Source organism: Gimesia fumaroli (assembly GCF_007754425.1).
Classification (GTDB): Bacteria; Planctomycetota; Planctomycetia; order Planctomycetales; family Planctomycetaceae; genus Gimesia; species Gimesia fumaroli.
Genome location: NZ_CP037452.1, coordinates 2,816,605 through 2,835,428, shown reverse-complemented (window position 1 = coordinate 2,835,428; position 18,824 = coordinate 2,816,605). Strand labels below are relative to the sequence as shown.

18 protein-coding genes are annotated in these 18,824 nt (G+C 48.1%); all 18 read right to left on the bottom strand.

Features of this window, described 5'->3' with window-relative positions; genetic code table 11:
• Positions 1-16 precede the first annotated feature (16 nt).
• Entirely contained in the window at positions 17-751 is a 735-nt protein-coding gene (locus Enr17x_RS10725; protein ID WP_145308547.1) for an OmpA/MotB family protein, read from the bottom strand.
• Positions 752-854: 103 nt separating this feature from the next.
• The gene (locus Enr17x_RS10720; RefSeq protein WP_145308545.1) at positions 855-1,634 is read right to left on the bottom strand and encodes a motility protein A; all 780 of its coding nucleotides are present in this window, start codon (positions 1,632-1,634) and stop codon (positions 855-857) included.
• A 116-nt stretch (positions 1,635-1,750) separates the two neighbouring features.
• Positions 1,751-1,945 (bottom strand): flagellar FlbD family protein, encoded by a 195-nt coding sequence (locus Enr17x_RS10715; RefSeq protein ID WP_145308543.1) that lies wholly within the window; start codon positions 1,943-1,945, stop codon positions 1,751-1,753.
• A 66-nt stretch (positions 1,946-2,011) separates the two neighbouring features.
• Positions 2,012-3,703: a flagellar hook-basal body complex protein gene (locus tag Enr17x_RS10710; protein WP_145308541.1), complete on the bottom strand. Its 1,692-nt coding sequence runs from the start codon at positions 3,701-3,703 to the stop codon at positions 2,012-2,014.
• Positions 3,704-3,894: 191 nt separating this feature from the next.
• Positions 3,895-4,326: a flagellar hook assembly protein FlgD gene (locus tag Enr17x_RS10705; protein WP_145308539.1), complete on the bottom strand. Its 432-nt coding sequence runs from the start codon at positions 4,324-4,326 to the stop codon at positions 3,895-3,897.
• 32 nt (positions 4,327-4,358) lie between these two features.
• Positions 4,359-6,293 (bottom strand): flagellar hook-length control protein FliK, encoded by a 1,935-nt coding sequence (locus tag Enr17x_RS10700; RefSeq protein WP_145308537.1) that lies wholly within the window; start codon positions 6,291-6,293, stop codon positions 4,359-4,361.
• A 200-nt stretch (positions 6,294-6,493) separates the two neighbouring features.
• Positions 6,494-7,144 carry a hypothetical protein gene (locus tag Enr17x_RS10695; protein ID WP_145308536.1) on the bottom strand — a complete coding sequence of 217 codons (651 nt, stop codon included), beginning with the start codon at positions 7,142-7,144 and terminating at the stop codon, positions 6,494-6,496.
• On the bottom strand, positions 7,141-7,593 hold the full coding sequence (locus Enr17x_RS10690; protein ID WP_145308534.1) for a flagellar export protein FliJ: 453 nt from the start codon (positions 7,591-7,593) through the stop codon (positions 7,141-7,143). Before Enr17x_RS10690 ends, Enr17x_RS10695 begins: the two co-directional genes overlap by 4 nt.
• A gap of 53 nt (positions 7,594-7,646) precedes the next feature.
• Positions 7,647-9,032 carry a FliI/YscN family ATPase gene (locus Enr17x_RS10685; RefSeq protein ID WP_145308532.1) on the bottom strand — a complete coding sequence of 462 codons (1,386 nt, stop codon included), beginning with the start codon at positions 9,030-9,032 and terminating at the stop codon, positions 7,647-7,649.
• A 9-nt stretch (positions 9,033-9,041) separates the two neighbouring features.
• Complete coding sequence (locus Enr17x_RS10680; RefSeq protein ID WP_145308530.1) at positions 9,042-9,761, bottom strand: FliH/SctL family protein; 720 nt, start codon at positions 9,759-9,761, stop codon at positions 9,042-9,044.
• Between the two features lie 80 nt (positions 9,762-9,841).
• Entirely contained in the window at positions 9,842-10,837 is a 996-nt protein-coding gene (gene fliG, locus Enr17x_RS10675; RefSeq protein ID WP_145308528.1) for a flagellar motor switch protein FliG, read from the bottom strand.
• A gap of 56 nt (positions 10,838-10,893) precedes the next feature.
• Positions 10,894-12,510, bottom strand: a complete 1,617-nt coding sequence (locus tag Enr17x_RS10670) for a hypothetical protein (RefSeq protein ID WP_145308526.1) — start codon at positions 12,508-12,510, stop codon at positions 10,894-10,896.
• A 69-nt stretch (positions 12,511-12,579) separates the two neighbouring features.
• Positions 12,580-12,894: a flagellar hook-basal body complex protein FliE gene (gene fliE, locus Enr17x_RS10665; protein ID WP_145308524.1), complete on the bottom strand. Its 315-nt coding sequence runs from the start codon at positions 12,892-12,894 to the stop codon at positions 12,580-12,582.
• A 61-nt stretch (positions 12,895-12,955) separates the two neighbouring features.
• Positions 12,956-13,369 (bottom strand): flagellar basal body rod protein FlgC, encoded by a 414-nt coding sequence (gene flgC, locus Enr17x_RS10660; protein ID WP_145308522.1) that lies wholly within the window; start codon positions 13,367-13,369, stop codon positions 12,956-12,958.
• Between the two features lie 51 nt (positions 13,370-13,420).
• Positions 13,421-13,882, bottom strand: coding sequence for a flagellar basal body rod protein FlgB (locus Enr17x_RS10655; RefSeq protein WP_145308520.1), 462 nt, complete (start codon positions 13,880-13,882; stop codon positions 13,421-13,423).
• Between the two features lie 39 nt (positions 13,883-13,921).
• A complete protein-coding gene (locus Enr17x_RS10650; protein ID WP_145308518.1) occupies positions 13,922-15,370 on the bottom strand; it encodes a sigma-54-dependent transcriptional regulator in 1,449 nt (482 codons plus the stop codon).
• A gap of 58 nt (positions 15,371-15,428) precedes the next feature.
• Complete coding sequence (locus tag Enr17x_RS10645) at positions 15,429-15,881, bottom strand: flagellar export chaperone FlgN (RefSeq protein WP_145308516.1); 453 nt, start codon at positions 15,879-15,881, stop codon at positions 15,429-15,431.
• A gap of 111 nt (positions 15,882-15,992) precedes the next feature.
• Positions 15,993-18,578, bottom strand: coding sequence for a tetratricopeptide repeat protein (locus Enr17x_RS10640; RefSeq protein WP_145308515.1), 2,586 nt, complete (start codon positions 18,576-18,578; stop codon positions 15,993-15,995).
• Between the last annotated feature and the right edge of the window lie 246 nt (positions 18,579-18,824).

Below are 18,824 nucleotides of genomic sequence, written 5' to 3'. Positions count from 1 at the left end.
GCCGACTTGATCGTTTCTACTTTGAACGATCGCCTGTCTTTGGAGAGACTATATACGCATCAATTAAAAATACGTCAACCCGACGATTCAAGTATTGCTCTTCGGGGTTACGGGTGATGGTCCGTGGCTCTGCATCACCCACTGAACTGACAATCAGTCTTTCTGGCTCAATCCCTTTGGATTCCAGATACTCGGCCACATTTTTGGCTCGATAAAAAGAGAGTTCCTGTGAACTTCGGAATTTTGAGTCTTTTGGGAGAGGTTCTGGGGAGGCATGACCACGCACCACCAGTCGATTCGGCGTAGGTTCAAGAACTTCGGCAATTATATCCAGTTTGGATTTGATTTCCGGTGTCAACTCAGCAGAAAAACGACCAAAACTGGCTGCGCCCCCCAAAGTAACTTCTGTGCCCGTGTTGATCCGCTCGACCGTTTTATTAGCGCCCCCTCCACCGGAGGAATTCTCTTTTCCTGTTTTGGTCCCCCCGTCAGAACTTGTTCCCCGGGAAGCAGGCTTACTCTGATTACTGGTGGCATCTAACGATTTTCCAGGGACAGCAGCATCTCCCTGATGCGTACCAAAACGCTCACGCAATGAATCCAGCATGGCACGCACGCTTCCTTCATCATTGCGGATTTCACTCATTGAGACCAGCATGATGAAGAACGTCAGCAGTAGCGACATCATGTCACCATAGGTCACAACCCATTCCGGAACGCCTGGGGGTCCATCTTCTTCTGGCATCGCCATCTGAGAACACTCCCCTTAAATCTTCACCAAATGGGTCCAAACAAACAGTTTGTAATTTAGGTCCGTTGCGCCTTCAAACAGACGCAACCAATGATGTATCGCATCAGGCTGCCTCATTGTCTTTACCTACCCGCTGATCCTGAGGCAGAAAGGTATTGAGTTTCTGTTCAATCACCCGAGGGTTATCGCCTTCCTGGATCGCTATCAACCCTTTGATAATGACTTCGCGGACTTGAAATTCCTGCTTGCTGTAATAAGCCAGCTTGTCAGCGAACGGGAGAAAAAACAGGTTCGATACAATCGCACCATATAACGTGGTGATCAATGCAACCGCCATACCAGGACCAATGGCTTCCGGATCGTCCATGTTGCCTAACATGATGATCAATCCCATCAGGGTACCGATCATTCCAAAGGCTGGTGCGTAACGCCCCACTGTATCCATCAGCGATTTCCCGTTTTTGTGCCTGCCTGCCACCGCTTCCATTTCAGTCCGTAAAATTTGTTCCATCAAATCCACATCCGTACCGTCAACAGCCATCTGAACGCCCAGCAAAATAAAGGGGTCCTGAATCTCTTCTGTTTTGGACTCCAATGCTAAAATACCATCGCGCCGGGCGATTTCCGCAAACTCAACAATTTGAGAAATAACCGGCGCCAGATCCTGTTGACCGGGAAAGAAAACCTTTTTGATCACCTTGGGGAACAGTAACATTGCCGCCCCGGGAAACGCGATAAAGCTGGCTGCGATTGCCCCCCCAACTACGACAGCAGCTGAAGGGATGTCGATAAAGGCAGCGAAACTCGAACCCGGCGCAATGGCGATCGCCAGCAAAAGCAATCCGACCCCTGCGACTAGTCCACCGGCTGTTGCCTTATCCATTTCTGCAAACGTTCCTGATGAATGGTGACTGCTGGTGAGACTTAAGCCGCAAACCGTTTAACAGCCACTGACCCCAAACCACAATTTAATTTCTCTGGTACTGTGAAATTCCAATTTTAAAGGCCAGGCACGAGACGAATGGCCCGCGAGTAGGCAATCGAGCGTTTGACAACCTCTTCCACGCTTTCCTTGACGATCAAACGATCCTCAGAAGTCAGTGTAATAAAGGTATCTGGCCTGCTTTCAATGCACTGGATCAATGCGGCATTGATGACAAACTCTTCACCATTCAGTCTGGTCAATTTGATCATGCTGCCATTCTCCCTGACACCAGTGCATCATAAGTTCGATGACGCGTAAACTTCATTCTGGCCTCACTATCGTCCCAGAACCAGTAGCTCATCTACCAACTGCTGCACTGAACTGATCACACGCGCGTTACCTCGATAATTCGTCGAAGCGACGATCAGATCAACCAGGTTACGACCGACGTCGGTATTGGACAGCTCGATGGACCCGGCACGAATCGTACCTGCACCAAAGTTACCAGGTGTCACGAGAAACGGAGGACCAGAGCTGACCCCTTCCTGAAACGCTGAATTACCCGCTTCCAGCAACCCTTGGGGGTTTGCAAAACGAGCCATTGTCACCTGTCCCAACGTACGAATGATACCATTATCAAACACGCCGTTGATGATTCCCGTTTCATCAATCACAAAACTGGATAGGGTTCCCGGATCAGAACCATCCTGAGAAGTCAGTTTCAGTGTACTACCGGCAGATTGGGAGGAAATACCTGAGATGTTTGACAAGTCGATTGTCACATCCATTTCATCCGCGGCTGATGAAACCCGACTCACAGCAAAAGTATTGGGTGTGAAGTTGGTAACCACCCCTTTACTGTCAAATGTAATCGTTCCGGTTGAGACTGCGACGTCACCATCATCGTCGTCGGCGCTCTCCAGGAAATAGCGAAACACGGTATTATTCGATGTGCGTGACTCCAGAACACTGGTCATTTTCATTGTGACCGGTTCACCCAGAGAGTCAAAAATCACAAAGTCCGTAATCGCGCTTTCGCCATTTGCCTGTTGAGATTTTGTAAAAGAGACGGGAACAGTGGCGCCGTTGGAAGTCAAATTACCAATAGTAATGGAAATACCATTCACGGTACCGCTATTGCCGACAATCTGAAATTCTCCACCAGCTGTAATCGTCACGCCAGGCTGCGTCCCCGTTCCCCCATCATTGGGAATTCCACTCCCATTCTGGATACCCAATGTCTGATCCATAAACGTTGCCAAATCGGCTGCAGTTGTACCTGCACCAACAGTCAGAGTTAAGGGATCAAGGGAACGTCCCCCTTTACTGGGTGTGAACGATAATGTCTCACCAAGTGTAAATAACGGAGTTCCGATTGACTCCTCAACATCGGTCAACAATGTCGCACCGGTAATCGCTGCGTTGGCGTTACCAGCATCGGTTAAAGCCGGTGATGTCAGAACAGAACCTAACGTTCCCAAGGTTCCCGTCGGTAACAAAGCACCGCCGATCTCGACGTTTTTGGTGGCCTGAGCGACGTTCAGATCCCCTAAAGGCACTTCAATATCGGTCAGGGTGGTGGTCACCAGATTGAAGTCTTCGTCAACTCCATACCCCTGGACCTTAAAACCACTCTGGTTTGTCAACAGACTCTGACTGTTCAGCTCAAAGTTACCATTTCGTGAATAAACCTGGCCATCGGGACTGTCAAGGATGAAAAAGCCCTCACCCTGAATCGCAAGGTCGGAAGGACTGGTACTGTTCGTCACACTTCCCTGAGTAAAGTCTTTGCGAATCGAAGCACTCAGAGCACCAAGACCAATTTGACGTGGGTTCGTTCCACCATTACTCGTAGTCGGTCGTGACCCCACACTTAATGTTCGTGATAACTGAGTGGTAAACAGAACATTGGATGCTTTAAATCCGTTTGTTCCGGCGTTGGCAATATTATTACCCAGTACATCGATACTTGTTTCATTCAGGGCCAAACCACCCAACGATGTATTTAATGCAGACGTCAATCCCATGACTACTCCTCGGTTGAATCAACCAGTTTAAAAACCGAATCCTTTGGTTCTATTCGCGCAGCATCAGTCAATACTGTGCCACAGCTTTACTTTGTGTATCGTCTAAACGGCTCAAAATCATGTTTCATTTTTTGGTAAATTTTGATTCCGATGAATGCAGTTCACTCAAAGAAACGGCTGTAAACGCCGAATTACTCTGCAGTTACAGGCGTCCGAACGTTGGAGATCGCAGAGACGGGCAGCTCAGACGAACCAACGCCGACATAGGCTTTCCCTTCCCGGACAAACGCACGATCGACAACCCCCTCAACAGGAGGCTGTTCGCCGTCCTGACCTTCAATCTCTTTACCAATCAGACCGGCAGCTTGCGTCAAAGATTGTCCTGTCGTGATTTCCTTGAGCGTATCAGACAACTCAATATTCGACTGCAATTCACGCATGCTTGATAACTGAGCCAGTAACTGTTCGTTCCCCAATGGCTCGGTCGGATCCTGGTTTTGCAACTCGGTAATTAACAGCTTCATGAACGTATCAGCTGTCAAACCGTTGAAGCCAACCTCATCCGCCTCTACCACATTGACAGAGTTAGCACTACTACTGCCACTAATTCCATCTACGGCCATCCTGGCACTCCTTTATTCTCAATAAAATAAACTTAAATCTGGACGTCAATTTCTTCTACATTCTCTGTCGCAATTCCCTGTGATCGCGTCACCTGGGGGCTATCCGGCTCAGCAGAGTCTTCCTGCCTGGCTGATTCATCTGTAAAACCCGGCTCCTGCTGCCTCTCATCAGAGTCACCCGTATTCTCAGAGAATTGATTGGACTCAAAATCGCTTCCCGATTGCGACTGTGCGTCGGAGTGAGATGATCGCTGATCTTCAGTGGAATCGGTGTTAATATTCACGTCGATCCGATCCAGCGAAACACCGGTTTTAGTCAATGCTTCTTTCAGCTGCGCGATGTTATCATTGATCACTTTTTGCGCATGTTTGTTTTGTACTTCCAGCTTGGCAGTGTATTCGCCGTTCTTCAACGAGACTTCGATCTGCAGCGTCCCGAGTTCAGGAGGACTTAAACGAATTTTAAGTTGCTGTCCGGTCGACTGTGATTGCCGAACTGCTTCTACAACTCGTTCCACGAGTTGCTCAACCTGTTTAACATCGACCGGAGGCCCTACCGGGGTCGTCGACTGTGTTCCCGTTGCTTGAGATGACAGAGGGGTTCCTGTCTGCTGAGAAAGCGTCTGATCCTGATCTACAACATTGCTATCCTGTGAAACAGGAGCCGCTTTCGTCGATTCAGTCTGAATCTGGCTCAAGATCTCGGATGCCGGTTTCAACCCCTGGTTGACCACGGTTTGTGTGACTTCTTCATTCTGCTGGTCGGTCTGTTTGGCCCGCTCTGCTTCCCGGGCACTTGATTCTTTCACAATTTCAGTAATATCCGGCTGCTCTGATTCCGGCTCTTGCTGCAATTGCTCAATCACCGTATCCGAAACCTGTTGAAGTGAATCATGGTCTAATGGAATTTCCCCCTGATTGGCTTCATCAGAATCAGATTTCGATTGATCTTCATTTCGGGAACGCTGATATCTCTGCTGGATCAAGGCCTGAATATCAACTTCATCCCCATCAGTGCTTCCAGCACCATTGTCAGAATTCTTCGTCCGATAATCTTCAATCGCCTGTTTGAGTTCATCCGAGATTTCCAGCTCGGAAAGTTTTTCTAACTGTAAATTCAGTTCTGCTTCAGACGATTGGTTTTCACTCTCTGCCTGTTCGGTCAGAGATGAATCCAGTTGATTAGCGGTATTCAACTCCTGATTGAAACTTGATACATCGACATCGGCAACTTCCTGACCAGAATCGGTTTGGGATGTCTCTACGAACTGTTTGTTTAACTGATCCGCCAACCCTTCCGGAATCGGAATCGCTTGATCTAAACCGGTTTCCGTCACGTCTGTCTGCAAATTCACCAGACTCTGATCATCCACTAACTGAAAATTCGCAGGAGGTTGAACTTCGCTGTCTGCAGTGGTGACTTCTTGATCGAAGGCCCCTTCATTCTGAACGGCAAAGGCAGTATTAAACAGCGAATAGTTTTGCTCTTTGTCTTTTGTGGGGAGATTGTTTGCTGGCTGTGGATTGATAACCTCTTCCGTCGTTTCAATCGTCTCAGAATTTCCCTGAAGCTTCTGCTCCTGATCCGTCACCGTTTTCTCTGTTCGTGAATCCGTGACTCTGGATTCCTCTGAGACGGACGTTGTCTCGTCTCGACTGATATTCCGCTGTTGAGATTCAGCTGCTGCCTGATCCTGGCGAGACTCGGAAGTAGAACGGGCTTCTGGAGTGTTGCTTTTCGTCCTTGCCTGGTCCGATTTCAGGTCGGCTGATCTGGATTCTCGCTCCGAAGCTTTCTCAGTCGAGGAACTTGTTTGTTTCTTAGAGAGAGATTCACTTAGCTGCTTGCGATAACTGGAATCGGTACTACGCGTTGCCCCTCGATTCAGGTCACGATTTTTTTTGCCGTATTGACTCAGATCCGGTGCTTGCAGGTCGAGCAGCGAAATTTTGTGAGAGTCAGCCATTTCTCATTACCTCAGTTGAAAATATGAACTCGAACACAATCGCCTTGCGCTCTCAGATAAAACAGCGCAGTCGAGTACACTGCGGTTTCAACTGTCTTACCAGTATCATATTCGTCAAAATCGTCACTGAGACATGACGTAAGAATGCGTAAAATAGACGAATTTTATCGAAAAATCATATTAGGCGTGCGTGGAAAGCCTCAATTGTTTTCCGAGAGCTGGTCGATCGTTTCATCAGAAAAGCTGCGAAAAGGCTCGTCTTGCGACATCTTCTTGAAGATCTCTTTCCCCCGCTTGATGACCAGGGGGTCGCCAGCTACCAGGAACTCCTTTAACAGCTTGGCGATAAACTTCCCCTCCATGCCTTTGAGAATGTCAATATTTTCTTCAATCGAAAGCTGCATCAAATATTGCACGGCATCTGTAGGAGGTAGCGCAACGAGTACGCTCTGGGTCTTTTTAGTGGCGTCATTCTGGCTCTGTTCTTTCAGAACTTTCAGTTCTTCCTCAAACTCTTGCTTCGCCTGCTTAAAAGCCAGGCGGTCTTTTTTCAGTAAATCAGATGACTGTGTAATCGAGCTTTTTAGCATATCGATTTCATCTTCGCGTGCAGCCAACTCCAAAATGCGTGTGGCACGACTTAGCTCTACTTCACCGCGCGAAGGACCTGCCGGTTCTTCTTCAACCAGTTCCACATCATCCAGAGACTGTCCGGTCACGATCATGCGAATGTCTTTGACCGAATCGGCATTCAAGTTTCCCTGAAGCCATAAGAAACCAATCCCCAGTATTTCAGATATAATCGTCGCAACACAAAACACGCTGATAATAATGGCTAAGGAACGAATCATCTTACAACTCCCGTTTGTTGAGTCGCAGCCCAGGTTTCTTCAAGCGCCATGTCTTCTTTCCTGTTTTGCACATAGAGAAACTCACTGCGGTGTTTGTCAGACAGTTTTTCCATTGCTTTCACTTCCTGCTCTGATCGCGCCAGCGCCTGCCTGCAGGCAATGATCTGCTTCTCGATTATTTTACGATTCGCAATCACATTCTGAATCTGCGCCTGCAACTGCCCCGCGTAAAACCGCAAACTGGTTGCGCCATCAATATCCACGACGCCCACTGCCTGCCGTTCACGAATCTCCTGGAATTGCTCCTGCCGAAGTTGCTCCAACTGCGACCGCTGATCGATCAATCGCTGATCCGTCTGCAGAATTTCCCCCAATAACTGACGGCATAAACTTCGCTTATGACGTCGCATTTTGAGTACAGACTCGAATTGAAACTCGAACTTTTTCATTTGCGATCAGTTTCCATGAATCAATCTGTCAAAGGCAGCGGGGAATCCACAACTCAAGATGCGCTGCCAGCCGCTTCAGTCTCCTGCCCGGGTGACGCCCCCTGCTGCGCGTTCTCCGTTTTCATTGGTTTGAGTTGCTGCATCCGTGTCATTAAATTTTGAAGTCCGTTTGCCGCCAGCTCAAAATTGGAGTCTTCCGTATTCCCCTGTTTCAGATATTCATTCCATAAAGGTCTCAACTTTATCGCGAGATCAACTTCAAAATTCGACCCGCCCTGATATGCGCCAATCGAAATCAAATCTTCCGACTGCTGATAGGCGGCCATCAGCTTCTTCAACTCTGCCGCAGATTGTTGATGTTCCGGGGTGGTAATATCATTCATCGAGCGACTGATACTCTGCAAAACATCAATCGCAGGCCAGTGCGATTCATGCGCGAGCTTACGGGACAGCATGATATGACCGTCCAAAATTCCCCGCACTGTATCTGAAATCGGTTCGTTCGCATCATCAGCTTCAACGAGAACGGTATAGAAGCCGGTAATACTGCCTGAATCAGTGCGACCACTGCGTTCCAGTAACTTCGGAAGGAGGGAAAAGACGCTAGGCGGATATCCTCTGGTTGCCGGGGGTTCACCTGCTGCGAGCCCGATCTCACGCTGCGCTAACGCATAACGGGTGACACTGTCCATCATCAACAACACGTCTTTACCACTATCACGAAAGAATTCGGAGACGGCTGTTGCCAGATGCGCCGCGCGAAGACGAATCAAAGCTGGTTCATCGCTGGTCGCCACAATCACCACACTACGTGCCAGGCCTTCGGGCCCTAAATCCCGATCAAGAAATTCACGAACTTCGCGGCCTCGCTCGCCAACCAGACAAACCACGTTCACATCAGCAGAACTCTGCCGTGCCATCTGGCCCATTAAAGTACTTTTTCCGACACCACTTCCGGCGAAGATACCGAGGCGCTGCCCTTTGCCACACGTTAACAACCCATCAATGGTTCGGATACCGGTACTTAACGGCGCATCGATCCGAGGCCGGTTCAAAGGGGAGATCGGCTTGGCTTTCAGATTGGCACGATGTGACAACATCGCCTGGTTTTTACCATCAATGCAACGTCCACGCCCATCCAGAACACGCCCCAGAATTCCTTCACCGACGGCGACTGCGGGCACTGATTGAACTAGCGAAACTCGATCCCCGCGACGGATGCCGGTTAATTCTTCATATGGCAGTAATAAGGTTTCTTCATCCTGAAACCCCACCACCTCTGCTTCAATCGGCTGTCCGTTTTCGCGATCAATCGCACAGACCGCCCCCAGCGGCGCGGGAAAACCGGATACGGATGCAGTCAAACCAACCACCCGTGTCACCCGCCCTGTCAGACGAAATGGTAAAACCTGTTTTATCTGTTGAGAAACGTCGAACATCGAACGAATTTAATCCTGAGTCTGGATCACTAGTTCCTGAGAAATGCGATCTAATTGTGCTTCCAGTGTGGCGTCAATCGTTCCATGCTGCGTTTCAATAAAACAGCCTCCGGAAGAAATTGATTCGTCTTCAAAAATTTCACAGGTCTGGCATCCCGTCAGATTCGTGACAAACTGCTTTGTACTTTCACCAAGATGCGTGACATCTGCTGGATTCAGATGGAACCGGATATGCTGTGTGCCTGATGCCAGCTTGAGTGCTTCGCCCATCATTGCCCGCACAGATTCAGGATGAGCCTTGAGTTCATGGCGGATCATTTTTTCCGCAATACTCAGGCAGATCTCTACAGCCGTCGCATCCCAGGTTTGCCGCCAGTGAATCTGTTCACGCTGTAGTCCCTCGACCGCTGCCTGCATCGCCGGATAAATTGCCCCCAGTTTTTCCTCTACAATGCGATTGGCTTGTTCTTGAGAGCGTGTTTGAATAATGGTCTCTAATTCGTGCTGGGCTTCGGCATGCCCCTGCTGTTTACCCGCTTCGAATGCATCCTGTTTAATCTTCTCGGCTTCCTGCTGTGCATCCAGAATCATCTGCCGTGTCTGATTACGTACATTCTGTAAATAATCTTCGCAACGCTTTTCCATGTCATTGAAATTATAGGCGATTTTCGAACCAAGAGCCCGAAATGCTTCTGCTTTCAACAACTTTACCGGTTCCAGTTCCGCCATACTGCTGACTTTATTTCTGTTTTGTAATTCAAAGATTGAGAATGGGATACTTCGACTGATCAAACTCTGAGCGCTATCTGTCAGGTAATGTACTGTTCGCTTTCATTACCGGCGGCAACTTCAATTTCGCCGGCGTCTTCCAGTCGCCTGACGCTATCTACAATCTGTTGCTGAACCGCTTCCACGTCACTGACTTTGATCGGTCCCAGATATTCCATTTCTTCACGCAGCATATCTGCCGCCCGTTGCGACAGGTTGCCGAGAACTTTTGATTTGATCTCTTCGGAAGCACCTTTGAGTGCGACTGCCCACTGATTATTATCAACTTCCTTCAGCAGAGCCTGAATCGCTTTACCATCCAGTTTGACCAGATCATCAAAGACAAACATCAGACGCCGAATCTCATCCGCCAGATCAGGTGTTTCCTGATCCATGCTTTCCAGGATCCCTTTATTCGTCATCCGGTCCGTCACGTTTAGAATTTCTGCAACCAGTTCAACACCCCCGGCTTTTTCCATCCCCTGGCTGAATGTATTCTTCATCCGATGTTCCAGGCTTTTTTCCACATCCCGGATGACTTCCGGGCTGGTTTGCTCCATATTGGCAATACGTTTAATCACATCCATCTGCTTATTTGAGGGCAGACCCGCCAACACTTCCGCCGCCATGTTACTCGGTAAATGCGACATGATCATGGCGATCGTCTGCGGATGTTCTTCGATAATAAACGTCAGCAGGTTATTCGCACCCGATTTCTGCAAAAATCCAAAAGGCACGGAATTCATGGTCTGGTTGATGCTATCCAGAATCGATCCGGCGCCTTCTTTCCCCAATGACTGTTCCAGCAGCTCATTGACGGCATCCAACCCGCCCCGCTCCATCGTAGTTTGTTCGCCTCGCAATGCAGAAAACTCATTTAACACGGCGGCCTGCTGCTCTTTGGAAACATCTTGCATGCGGGCAATCATCATGGTCACTTTTTCGACATCTTCTTTTGACATCAGACTCAACACTTCCGCAGCCAGTGCTTTATCCAGACTCAATAATAAAATTGCCGCTTTTTGCAGTTCATCCATTTTTCTGCCTACAGTTCAAATGATTGATATGATCCATTTTGAAGACACGTCCGGACTTACGGTTTTGAGTGAATCCACTTACTCAATACCATTGCAGCGACCTCGGGGTTGTCGCGGACAAGAAGTTGAACTTCATCGCGCTGTGTCGGTTCACTCTTCGGCTTTGCTTCTTCCTCTTCGGATGCCGCAGACGCTGATCGATCAACAGTCGGAGGAACGATATCAGAGTCCACTTCCTCCATTTGTGGCATGCTCTTATTGAGCATCCATAATGCCCAGACAGCAAACAGCCCGAGACCAAGGGTACTTCCCCACTGACTGATAAATTCACCCACACTCTCTGTCAAAGGTAGCGCCACTTCGGGCACATTGTGATCAACCCGCACATAAGAGGCCACACTCACCGCATCGTTGGCGGATTGCGAAGGAATCAACTTCTGAATCTGCTTCTGAATGCTTGTTTCCACTTCCAGCTTGACGGCATCTGTCGCTTGTTTAAAAGCTGCAATGTCCGCTTCAGCTTCGCCTCTCTGAATCCCCCGTTTTTCAGCAACGGCAGCATAATAGTCTTCCGGAATCGAAATCGAAACCTGGACCGTGCTGGGCATGGCAGCCACAAACTCTTTTTCTGTCCAGGTGAAGGAGGGCGCTGATGTCGTTGAATTTTTGGTCTCTGTCACCTTTTCATCTTTTTCATTACCACGCGCAACGGAAAGAGAATTCGGTTGATTCGACCGTGCTCCCGGTTCTGCCCGAACAGGCTTCTCTACCACTTTCCGTTCACTCGATTGCTCTTTTGAGTGTAACGTCACGGTCCCATCCTTGTTGATCTCCTGTTTTCGCTCCACGTAGCGTTTCAGGTTTTCTACATCGACATTCACGTTCACAATAACATCAGGAATATAGGACAACGAATCATGAATCTTATCCTGATAATTTTTCGTGTGCTTATTCACCCAGCTGATGAATTTCCCGTCAAAGGCATCATTTTTATCATCAGCCGTATAAGAGGTGCCAGTTGACTGATCAAACACGGTCACTGACTCCGCCGATAAATCGGGTACCATTGTGGCGACAGCCGCCCTCAAGCTGGTGATCAAAGTCGGGGACATGTCTCTCCCCGGACGCGGCTGGACCATCACCGTCGCTGTAACCTCCGGAGTCGTATTATTCCAGCGCAAACGCTTCTTCGAACGCGCCCACATCACATTGGCATCTTCAATCGAAGGAATCGCTCGAATCATCCGACGTAGCTGTTTACCCAGGGAAATATCCCGCATGACCTGCAGTTGGTCCTTGCTGACGAACATGCTCGATTTTTCAAACTGCTCCTGCCATTCCGAAGCCCAGTCGGTCGGCAAGCCGCCCCCTTCAATCAGCGCGGCGTTATAACGGGGGACTTCCGTCTGCGGCACCATAATACGCTGACCTTTGCGTGTAAAATCGGTCAGACCTGCCCGGAGTAACACTTCCTCAGCGTGAATCACTTCTTCGGTGGTAAAGTCTTTACCCAGCGAGAGCGAGACATAACTGGAGTTGCTTTCCCGGAAAAAGAGAAAGGCAAATGCCAGCATCATCAATGCAGGAACCGTCAGCAGAATTGCGCGCTGGCTGCCTGACATTGACTGAAACAAGTTTGTAAACTGATGATAGACTTTTTTGATAGTATCCATACCGGGTGACCAATCGACGAATCCGTGTCAAAATGGTGAAGTAACGCTCTCACATATAATCGCTGTATCTTATAATTGCATATTCTGGACTTCGTTATAGGCTTCCAGTAGTTTGTTTCGCATCTGAACCATCATCCTTAGCGCCAGATCAGCCTTTTTGATCGAAGAAAACACTTCTGCCTGTGTGATATCTTCACCTAACAGACCTGCTTCAATTGCCTGGTCCGATTGAACCTGCAACTGATTGACATTGTCGAGGGACTGCAGCATCATGTCCTTGAATGAAAGGCCACCGCTTACGCCACCAGCGGGATTCTCATTCAAGCCGACCGGCGGAATTCCCGGTAAAAATGTATTTCCAATTTGACTGATAGAGCTTGTCATCCTGTTCCCTTCCCTGAGATCAGATGAATTGATACTGATTTATGGTTCGAACCCTGACCAATCAGCCCAGGATTCTTAATGAAGTATTGAACATGTCTTTCGTGATATCCAACGCGGAAATATTTGCCTCGTAAGCACGGCCGGCTTCCATGGCATTTACGAACTCGGTCACGACATCAATATTGGGATACGTGACGTTCCCGTCCTGATCCGCATAACGGTGTCCGGGATCATATGTTTTTCTTAAAGGTGTGTCTGTATCAATTTCGACCTTATACTTCACCCCGGCCCCCGACGTTTCCAGGTCTAAGCTCTCGGTATCTGCCTGAAACGTCACCATGCGACGATAAAAGGGCTCTTCCCCACTATTGGGATCGTAAGCGACGTTTACTGCAGCAATATTGCCAGCGATGGTATTCATCCGCTGACGCTGTGCCACCAAGGCACTGGTACTGATGTCAATTCCCTTTAACATGTCCTGCTCCTCTCTAAATTTCCGTTTATGGTTCCCGATTCAGGGTCTGAACTAGGCCCGCTCTGAAATCACAGTAAATAACTGGTTCAACTGTGCCATCATGACCTCAACGGCAAACTGCTGCATCATTGAGTTTTTCGTCATGTTCATAACCTGAGATTCGATACTCCGGTTATTTTCATCCTGAAACGTGATATTCTGGGGCGCTGCTTCCTGTGCCTGAAACAGGCTGCGAGGGAACAGTTTTTCGAGTTCTGTTTCGACCGGCTGATTGGCAAGCGTCACCGGCATCGCTAAAGACTGTTGCGCTGCGGGCTCATTCAGCTTTCCTTTCAACTCCACCGCTTCGCGTAATGCCTTTTGAAATTCGGCAACGGGTAAATCGCGCATTTTATAAGATGGAGTATCAATATTCGCGATATTCCCCGCCAGAACTTCCTGCCTGCGCTCGGTGAATGCAGCCATTTTTTCCAGCAATGGCAATGATTTCGAATTCAGCATTTGCTCTAACATGAAAACCACCTGACAAAATGAAATACCACTGATCGAGGGTCAAGCAGCCCGCTTGACCGTAAAACTCCGCTTGGAACCTGGGCCTCCACGCGGAGGATATCCGTATGATCTCAACTTACCCGACAGCGTCCGTAATCCAATATCCAGCATTTGTGCCGTATTTTCCCGGTTACCACCACAGCGGGCAAACGTACTTTCAATCAGCTTCTGCTCCATCTCCCGCAACGTCATGCCCACTAAAGCATCCGCGTTCGCGATTGATTCTGATCCAATCCAAGGCAATAAACTGGCAGCATCCAGGCGAAGACCATTATCAACCCGGTTCACATGACGAATCAGATTTCGCAGCTCTTGAACATCACCGACCCAGTCATGCTTCTTGAGAATTTCCAGTCCATCTAACGTTAACAGCTTGGGAACCGTGCCTTCAGTCTGAGATACTTCGTTTAAAAGATGTTCTGTCAGTAGAGCCAGATCTTCTTTTCGATCATTCAAGCGAGGGACCGAAATTGTTGACCGTGAGAGAATTCCAGCCAGTTTTCTCTTGTACTGATTTTGCACGCTCAAATCCTTGAGTGAGGCATGGCTCGTCGAAATGATGCGGCAGTTTAAACCTTTGAACTGGCCGTCTTCCGGAGAGAAATACTCCCCCCGTTCCAATAGTTTCAACAATACCGCCTGGACAGGCAATGAAGCCAGATGCACCTGATCAAGAACCAGCGTCCCCCCCTCTGCCTGCTCGATCCGGCCGGGATTCCAGACTGGCTCATTTGAATACTCAGTTTCCTCATGGGTAAAATAACCTGACAGTTCTCGCTCAATATTTTCTGTAGTCAAGCTACTGCAGTTCACTTTGATGAATGGCTGATAATTCAAAAAACTGGAATCATGAATAATTTCCGTCACCAGCGACAAGTCTGAACCTGCAATCCCCTGTACGAGGACTGGAGTCTGTAAATGAACCACATCGGCAATACGATCTCGTAGTGTCTGAATGGCCTGACTATAACCAATCAGACGACGACTGGAGCGTGCATTGAGTTCAGAAATCAAATCATTGCATTCGCGCGATAACCGGGCATATTTAATCGCAGAATCAATCAGGCGGCTGATACTGTCCAGTGAATCCTGCGACCGCAACTCAGCAAACGGTGCCATAGTTTCATGAGAAGCAGTGCGAGAAGGATTCAAAAATGACTGCGAAGCATCATTACTGAATGCCGGATAACTCAAAACCGGAATTAAACTCTCCCCAGGAACCGACTCCACTGTAATCATAAAGTCGGAAATGGCTTTTTGATCCAGCAAAACGCAAACATCTGCCTCAGGACGTCGTGCCCCTTGCGAAAATACGATTTCCGACAGAGGAACGACCGTGTATCCCAGATTCGAAAATTGAGTACAAACTTCCAACCGACGAATCCGGTCCGCTGACACAACCTGAACAATCCCACGTCCTGCAGAATGCTTCATTACACTTTTATTCATTTATCCAAAACCTGTCTTACTGAAAGGTAAACGTTTCTTATTTCAATCAATTTTGTCTCTACTGATCTATATTTAAATGCCGATGTGTCACCGGCGCCAGACTGTCACGATACGCTTCTCCGACTTTTTCTCCCTGATTCAATGATTGAATCTGCTGCTTCGTGCGATCGCGACGATCAACCATACACCGTGTGCTGGTATCTTCATTTTCGAGCAGTTTCGCCAGCACAGTTTCAGACTCATAAAGGACCTGCTCACATGATTCTCGTGTTTCGGCGGGCAACTGATCTCTGTCTGTCTTCCACTTTTCCCAGAGTGCGGGCAGTTGTTTTTTATACTGATCCAGCTGCCCCAGCAGTCGCTGTTTTTTTCCCAGCACATCCAGTAATCCGGAATAGTCATCCTGGTCAATCAAATCCTGTTGTTGATACGAAAGGTTCAACAACGCTTTAGAATAGTCCAGGCGAACCGAAAACAATTTGTGATAATCAATCATCTGTGTGGAATTCATAAAAACGACATCATATTTCGAGTTAAATCTCATCTGGATCAGACCGCAATGCGGCGTTGATCTCAGGTTTATTCCATTTCTGTGAAGTAAATCTTTAACACCATTCCTATTCTATAACTGATTGGTCCGGTTATCAGAATCACGTAATTCACGAGACCAGTCCAACCAGCGATTCCACTCTTCGCGTCCCAAGTTAGTTGCTTTGGAATCAAATACACTGTCGGGCATCTGTCTCAAAATAATTTTTGCCTGCTCGAGCATGCTTTTGGCTTCATTTTTTTTACCCAGACTTTCGTAACAGCCTGACATTTTCATGTAGGCAATCAAAACTTCCGTGCACTGAGGATAACGATTGACGGCATCATGATAGTATTTGATTGCTTCTTCATACTCTTCAGTCAGATACAGTAAATGTGCCATCCCGAAACAGGTTGACTTCAACAGCCGTTTCCCCAGCACGTCAAGCCGATCCAGGCTTTCCAGCCGTCGTAGTTCACGGTTTAAAATTTGTAGCTGCTCGTTGGCCATATTTAAATAGGCAAATTGTTTGCGTTTCAGTTCCTCTCGCGCATTGTCTGTTTTTGCATGTTTCATTTCTCGAAACGGTTGATCGGCGAGATTCTGGAGCGAGCGCGCCAACAGATACCGCGCCTCGTGAACCTTTTCTGAATCCGGATATCGGTCCACATATTCGCGTAACCGCTTTGTTGCTTGATCGTAATACTGATTCTTTGCCTTTGCCGGTGATTGCTGCTCTTCAGAATCACTCTGCTCAGCTTCGTCTTTTTTTGAATCAGCGATTTTGCCCAGATGAAAATTCAGCTTTCCCAGTGAAAATAGTGAATCGCCCCACTGCTTTGCCTTTGGAGTTAAATTGCTGATTTCCAGAATGTCTTTCCAGATGCCCTGGGCACGCTCCAGCTCATTTTTTTCCAGATACGCAACTCCCATCAGATATTTTGCCTGAAATGAAGCCACGTCTGTGGGATAGTTTGTGACCACACGTTGAAAATGATCAATGGCTTGATCAAGTTGATCCAACTCAAGCAGTATTTCGCCGCGACGGACCAATGCCTGAGGCATCTGCTTATCAGGGTTTGTATTGATAAAGCGCGTCAACACATTCAAGGCCGTTTCAAAATCATGCCCTTTTTGGAAGTGCTCTGCAGAAATCGATAAGATCTCCCCATAGCGGTCAGACGTACTTAATTTCCTGGCAAGTTCGAAATGAGCGATCCCACTCTGCTTCCAGCGCTCATTTAACTTAGGCCGCATTGCCTCCTGCTCTGTGATCGTAGAGTCTTCGTAGAGACGCTCTAAATACTCTGCCCAGCGCCGATTGGCATTTGCCGCCAGCTCTTTCGCCTGAACATCAGGCAAGACAGGTGGTAAGTAATCAGACAGCTGAATCGCGGCATTGAAATAGGTTACACCGTTTTTAATCTTCTTTTCGTCGACCCAATCATTCCAGGCATCCAGGACATATTTCTGAATCCTCTCCAGACTGATCCAGCGATTCCGAAATTCAGAGGGACTTTCAATCGCTCTCAACGACTTGCGATATGCGATCAAAGCCTCTTCAGTTCGTCCGTTTTCCCGTAACAACTCGGCCAGGTGCAAATAGGCAGCCAGCCCTTCATGGGTCCCCGCATAGCGATATGTCGTCTGCTCATAAAAACCAATGGCGGCTTCATCATCATTGAGAGATTCCGCACACAACCCCATCAAATAGGAGGCTTGCCTGGAAAATTTTCGTTCCAGTCCCAGATTGTCTTTTACCGGAGCCAGAATCGCTAATGCCTCTTTGTACTTCCCATCTGCCATCAATGTCTGTGCTTTGAATACCAGCGTTACCTGATCCACAGAATCCTTCTGTTTCACCTGAGCCAACACCTTCTGTGCCTGCTCGTTCTTACCTTGTGCCAGAAAAAGCTGTGCGCGCTGCAGATACAACCGATCCAGCGTCTCATCATTCAGATCTTCCATCTGAATGGCATTCGTATTTAAATCAAACGCTTTTTTCAGTTCCGCATCAGCTTTGTGATCAAGATAAATATCCGTCAGTAACATGGAGGCCTTTAATTTCCCGGCAGGGTAGGTCTCAACAGCCTCTTCCAGTAAGGAACGCGATTGCTTCGCAGACCCCAGCAAATTGAGACAGGTTCCCAAAGCAAAACACCACTCAGGGCGATGCGCCTGATCGACGGCTCTTCTCTCCGCCTCTTTGAGATATCGGCTGGCAATCAAATATTGCTTGTCCTGGGCTTCTCCCGATAATTCCTCTGCATTACGAAAGGCAACTACACCAAAGATATAATACAAGGCACCTGGAAAATCAGGGTCCTGATACTCTTCCTTTTTCAGGTCATATGCCATTCTCTTAGCTTGCGCCCAGGATTTCGTATCCTGAGAAGTCTCGATCAACTCTAATGCTTCCGCCAGCTTTTCCTTGGGTGTCTTTTCAGGTTCCCCCGTTCCCGACAACAGGTAAATTGACAGCAACGTCAATACTGAAACAACCCCTCCCAGAATCTTCCAGCGTGCTTTGACAAACTTCGTAACCTTGTCACGTAACGAGAGCGTAACCGCTTCGGTCTCCTCGACCGCAGTTTCTTCAGCCTCGTCTGCAGGCGGCTCTTGCACCGCTACGTTCGCAGCCTCATCTGATTCGGGTTGATCTTCGTTTTCTTCTGCCATGACTTAACAGCCCATCAAAGTGACAGGAGATCCTCTACATTGAATTCGTACCTGAATGAACACAGTCAGGCTGATTTGGAATGGAAAATAGTGAAAGGGAAACAGGGTTCCCATGTGGTGAAATGAATACCACACGGAATGAGACGGAACGTCTATTGTGTGAACCAAAAGGAAGTGGAAGTGAGAGAAATGAAACTTGAGTCTTAATACAAAAAAAAGCGTTTTTTTGTCAATATTGATTCAAGT

Coding starts and splice junctions, on each gene's coding strand:
- Enr17x_RS10725 (WP_145308547.1), bottom strand. CDS start 751: ATGGCGATGCCAGAAGAAGATGGACCCCCAGGCGTTCCGGAATGGGTT.
- Enr17x_RS10720 (WP_145308545.1), bottom strand. CDS start 1,634: ATGGATAAGGCAACAGCCGGTGGACTAGTCGCAGGGGTCGGATTGCTT.
- Enr17x_RS10715 (WP_145308543.1), bottom strand. CDS start 1,945: ATGATCAAATTGACCAGACTGAATGGTGAAGAGTTTGTCATCAATGCC.
- Enr17x_RS10710 (WP_145308541.1), bottom strand. CDS start 3,703: ATGGGATTGACGTCTGCATTAAATACATCGTTGGGTGGTTTGGCCCTG.
- Enr17x_RS10705 (WP_145308539.1), bottom strand. CDS start 4,326: ATGGCCGTAGATGGAATTAGTGGCAGTAGTAGTGCTAACTCTGTCAAT.
- Enr17x_RS10700 (WP_145308537.1), bottom strand. CDS start 6,293: ATGGCTGACTCTCACAAAATTTCGCTGCTCGACCTGCAAGCACCGGAT.
- Enr17x_RS10695 (WP_145308536.1), bottom strand. CDS start 7,144: ATGATTCGTTCCTTAGCCATTATTATCAGCGTGTTTTGTGTTGCGACG.
- Enr17x_RS10690 (WP_145308534.1), bottom strand. CDS start 7,593: ATGAAAAAGTTCGAGTTTCAATTCGAGTCTGTACTCAAAATGCGACGT.
- Enr17x_RS10685 (WP_145308532.1), bottom strand. CDS start 9,032: ATGTTCGACGTTTCTCAACAGATAAAACAGGTTTTACCATTTCGTCTG.
- Enr17x_RS10680 (WP_145308530.1), bottom strand. CDS start 9,761: ATGGCGGAACTGGAACCGGTAAAGTTGTTGAAAGCAGAAGCATTTCGG.
- fliG (WP_145308528.1), bottom strand. CDS start 10,837: ATGGATGAACTGCAAAAAGCGGCAATTTTATTATTGAGTCTGGATAAA.
- Enr17x_RS10670 (WP_145308526.1), bottom strand. CDS start 12,510: ATGGATACTATCAAAAAAGTCTATCATCAGTTTACAAACTTGTTTCAG.
- fliE (WP_145308524.1), bottom strand. CDS start 12,894: ATGACAAGCTCTATCAGTCAAATTGGAAATACATTTTTACCGGGAATT.
- flgC (WP_145308522.1), bottom strand. CDS start 13,369: ATGTTAAAGGGAATTGACATCAGTACCAGTGCCTTGGTGGCACAGCGT.
- Enr17x_RS10655 (WP_145308520.1), bottom strand. CDS start 13,882: ATGTTAGAGCAAATGCTGAATTCGAAATCATTGCCATTGCTGGAAAAA.
- Enr17x_RS10650 (WP_145308518.1), bottom strand. CDS start 15,370: ATGAATAAAAGTGTAATGAAGCATTCTGCAGGACGTGGGATTGTTCAG.
- Enr17x_RS10645 (WP_145308516.1), bottom strand. CDS start 15,881: ATGAATTCCACACAGATGATTGATTATCACAAATTGTTTTCGGTTCGC.
- Enr17x_RS10640 (WP_145308515.1), bottom strand. CDS start 18,578: ATGGCAGAAGAAAACGAAGATCAACCCGAATCAGATGAGGCTGCGAAC.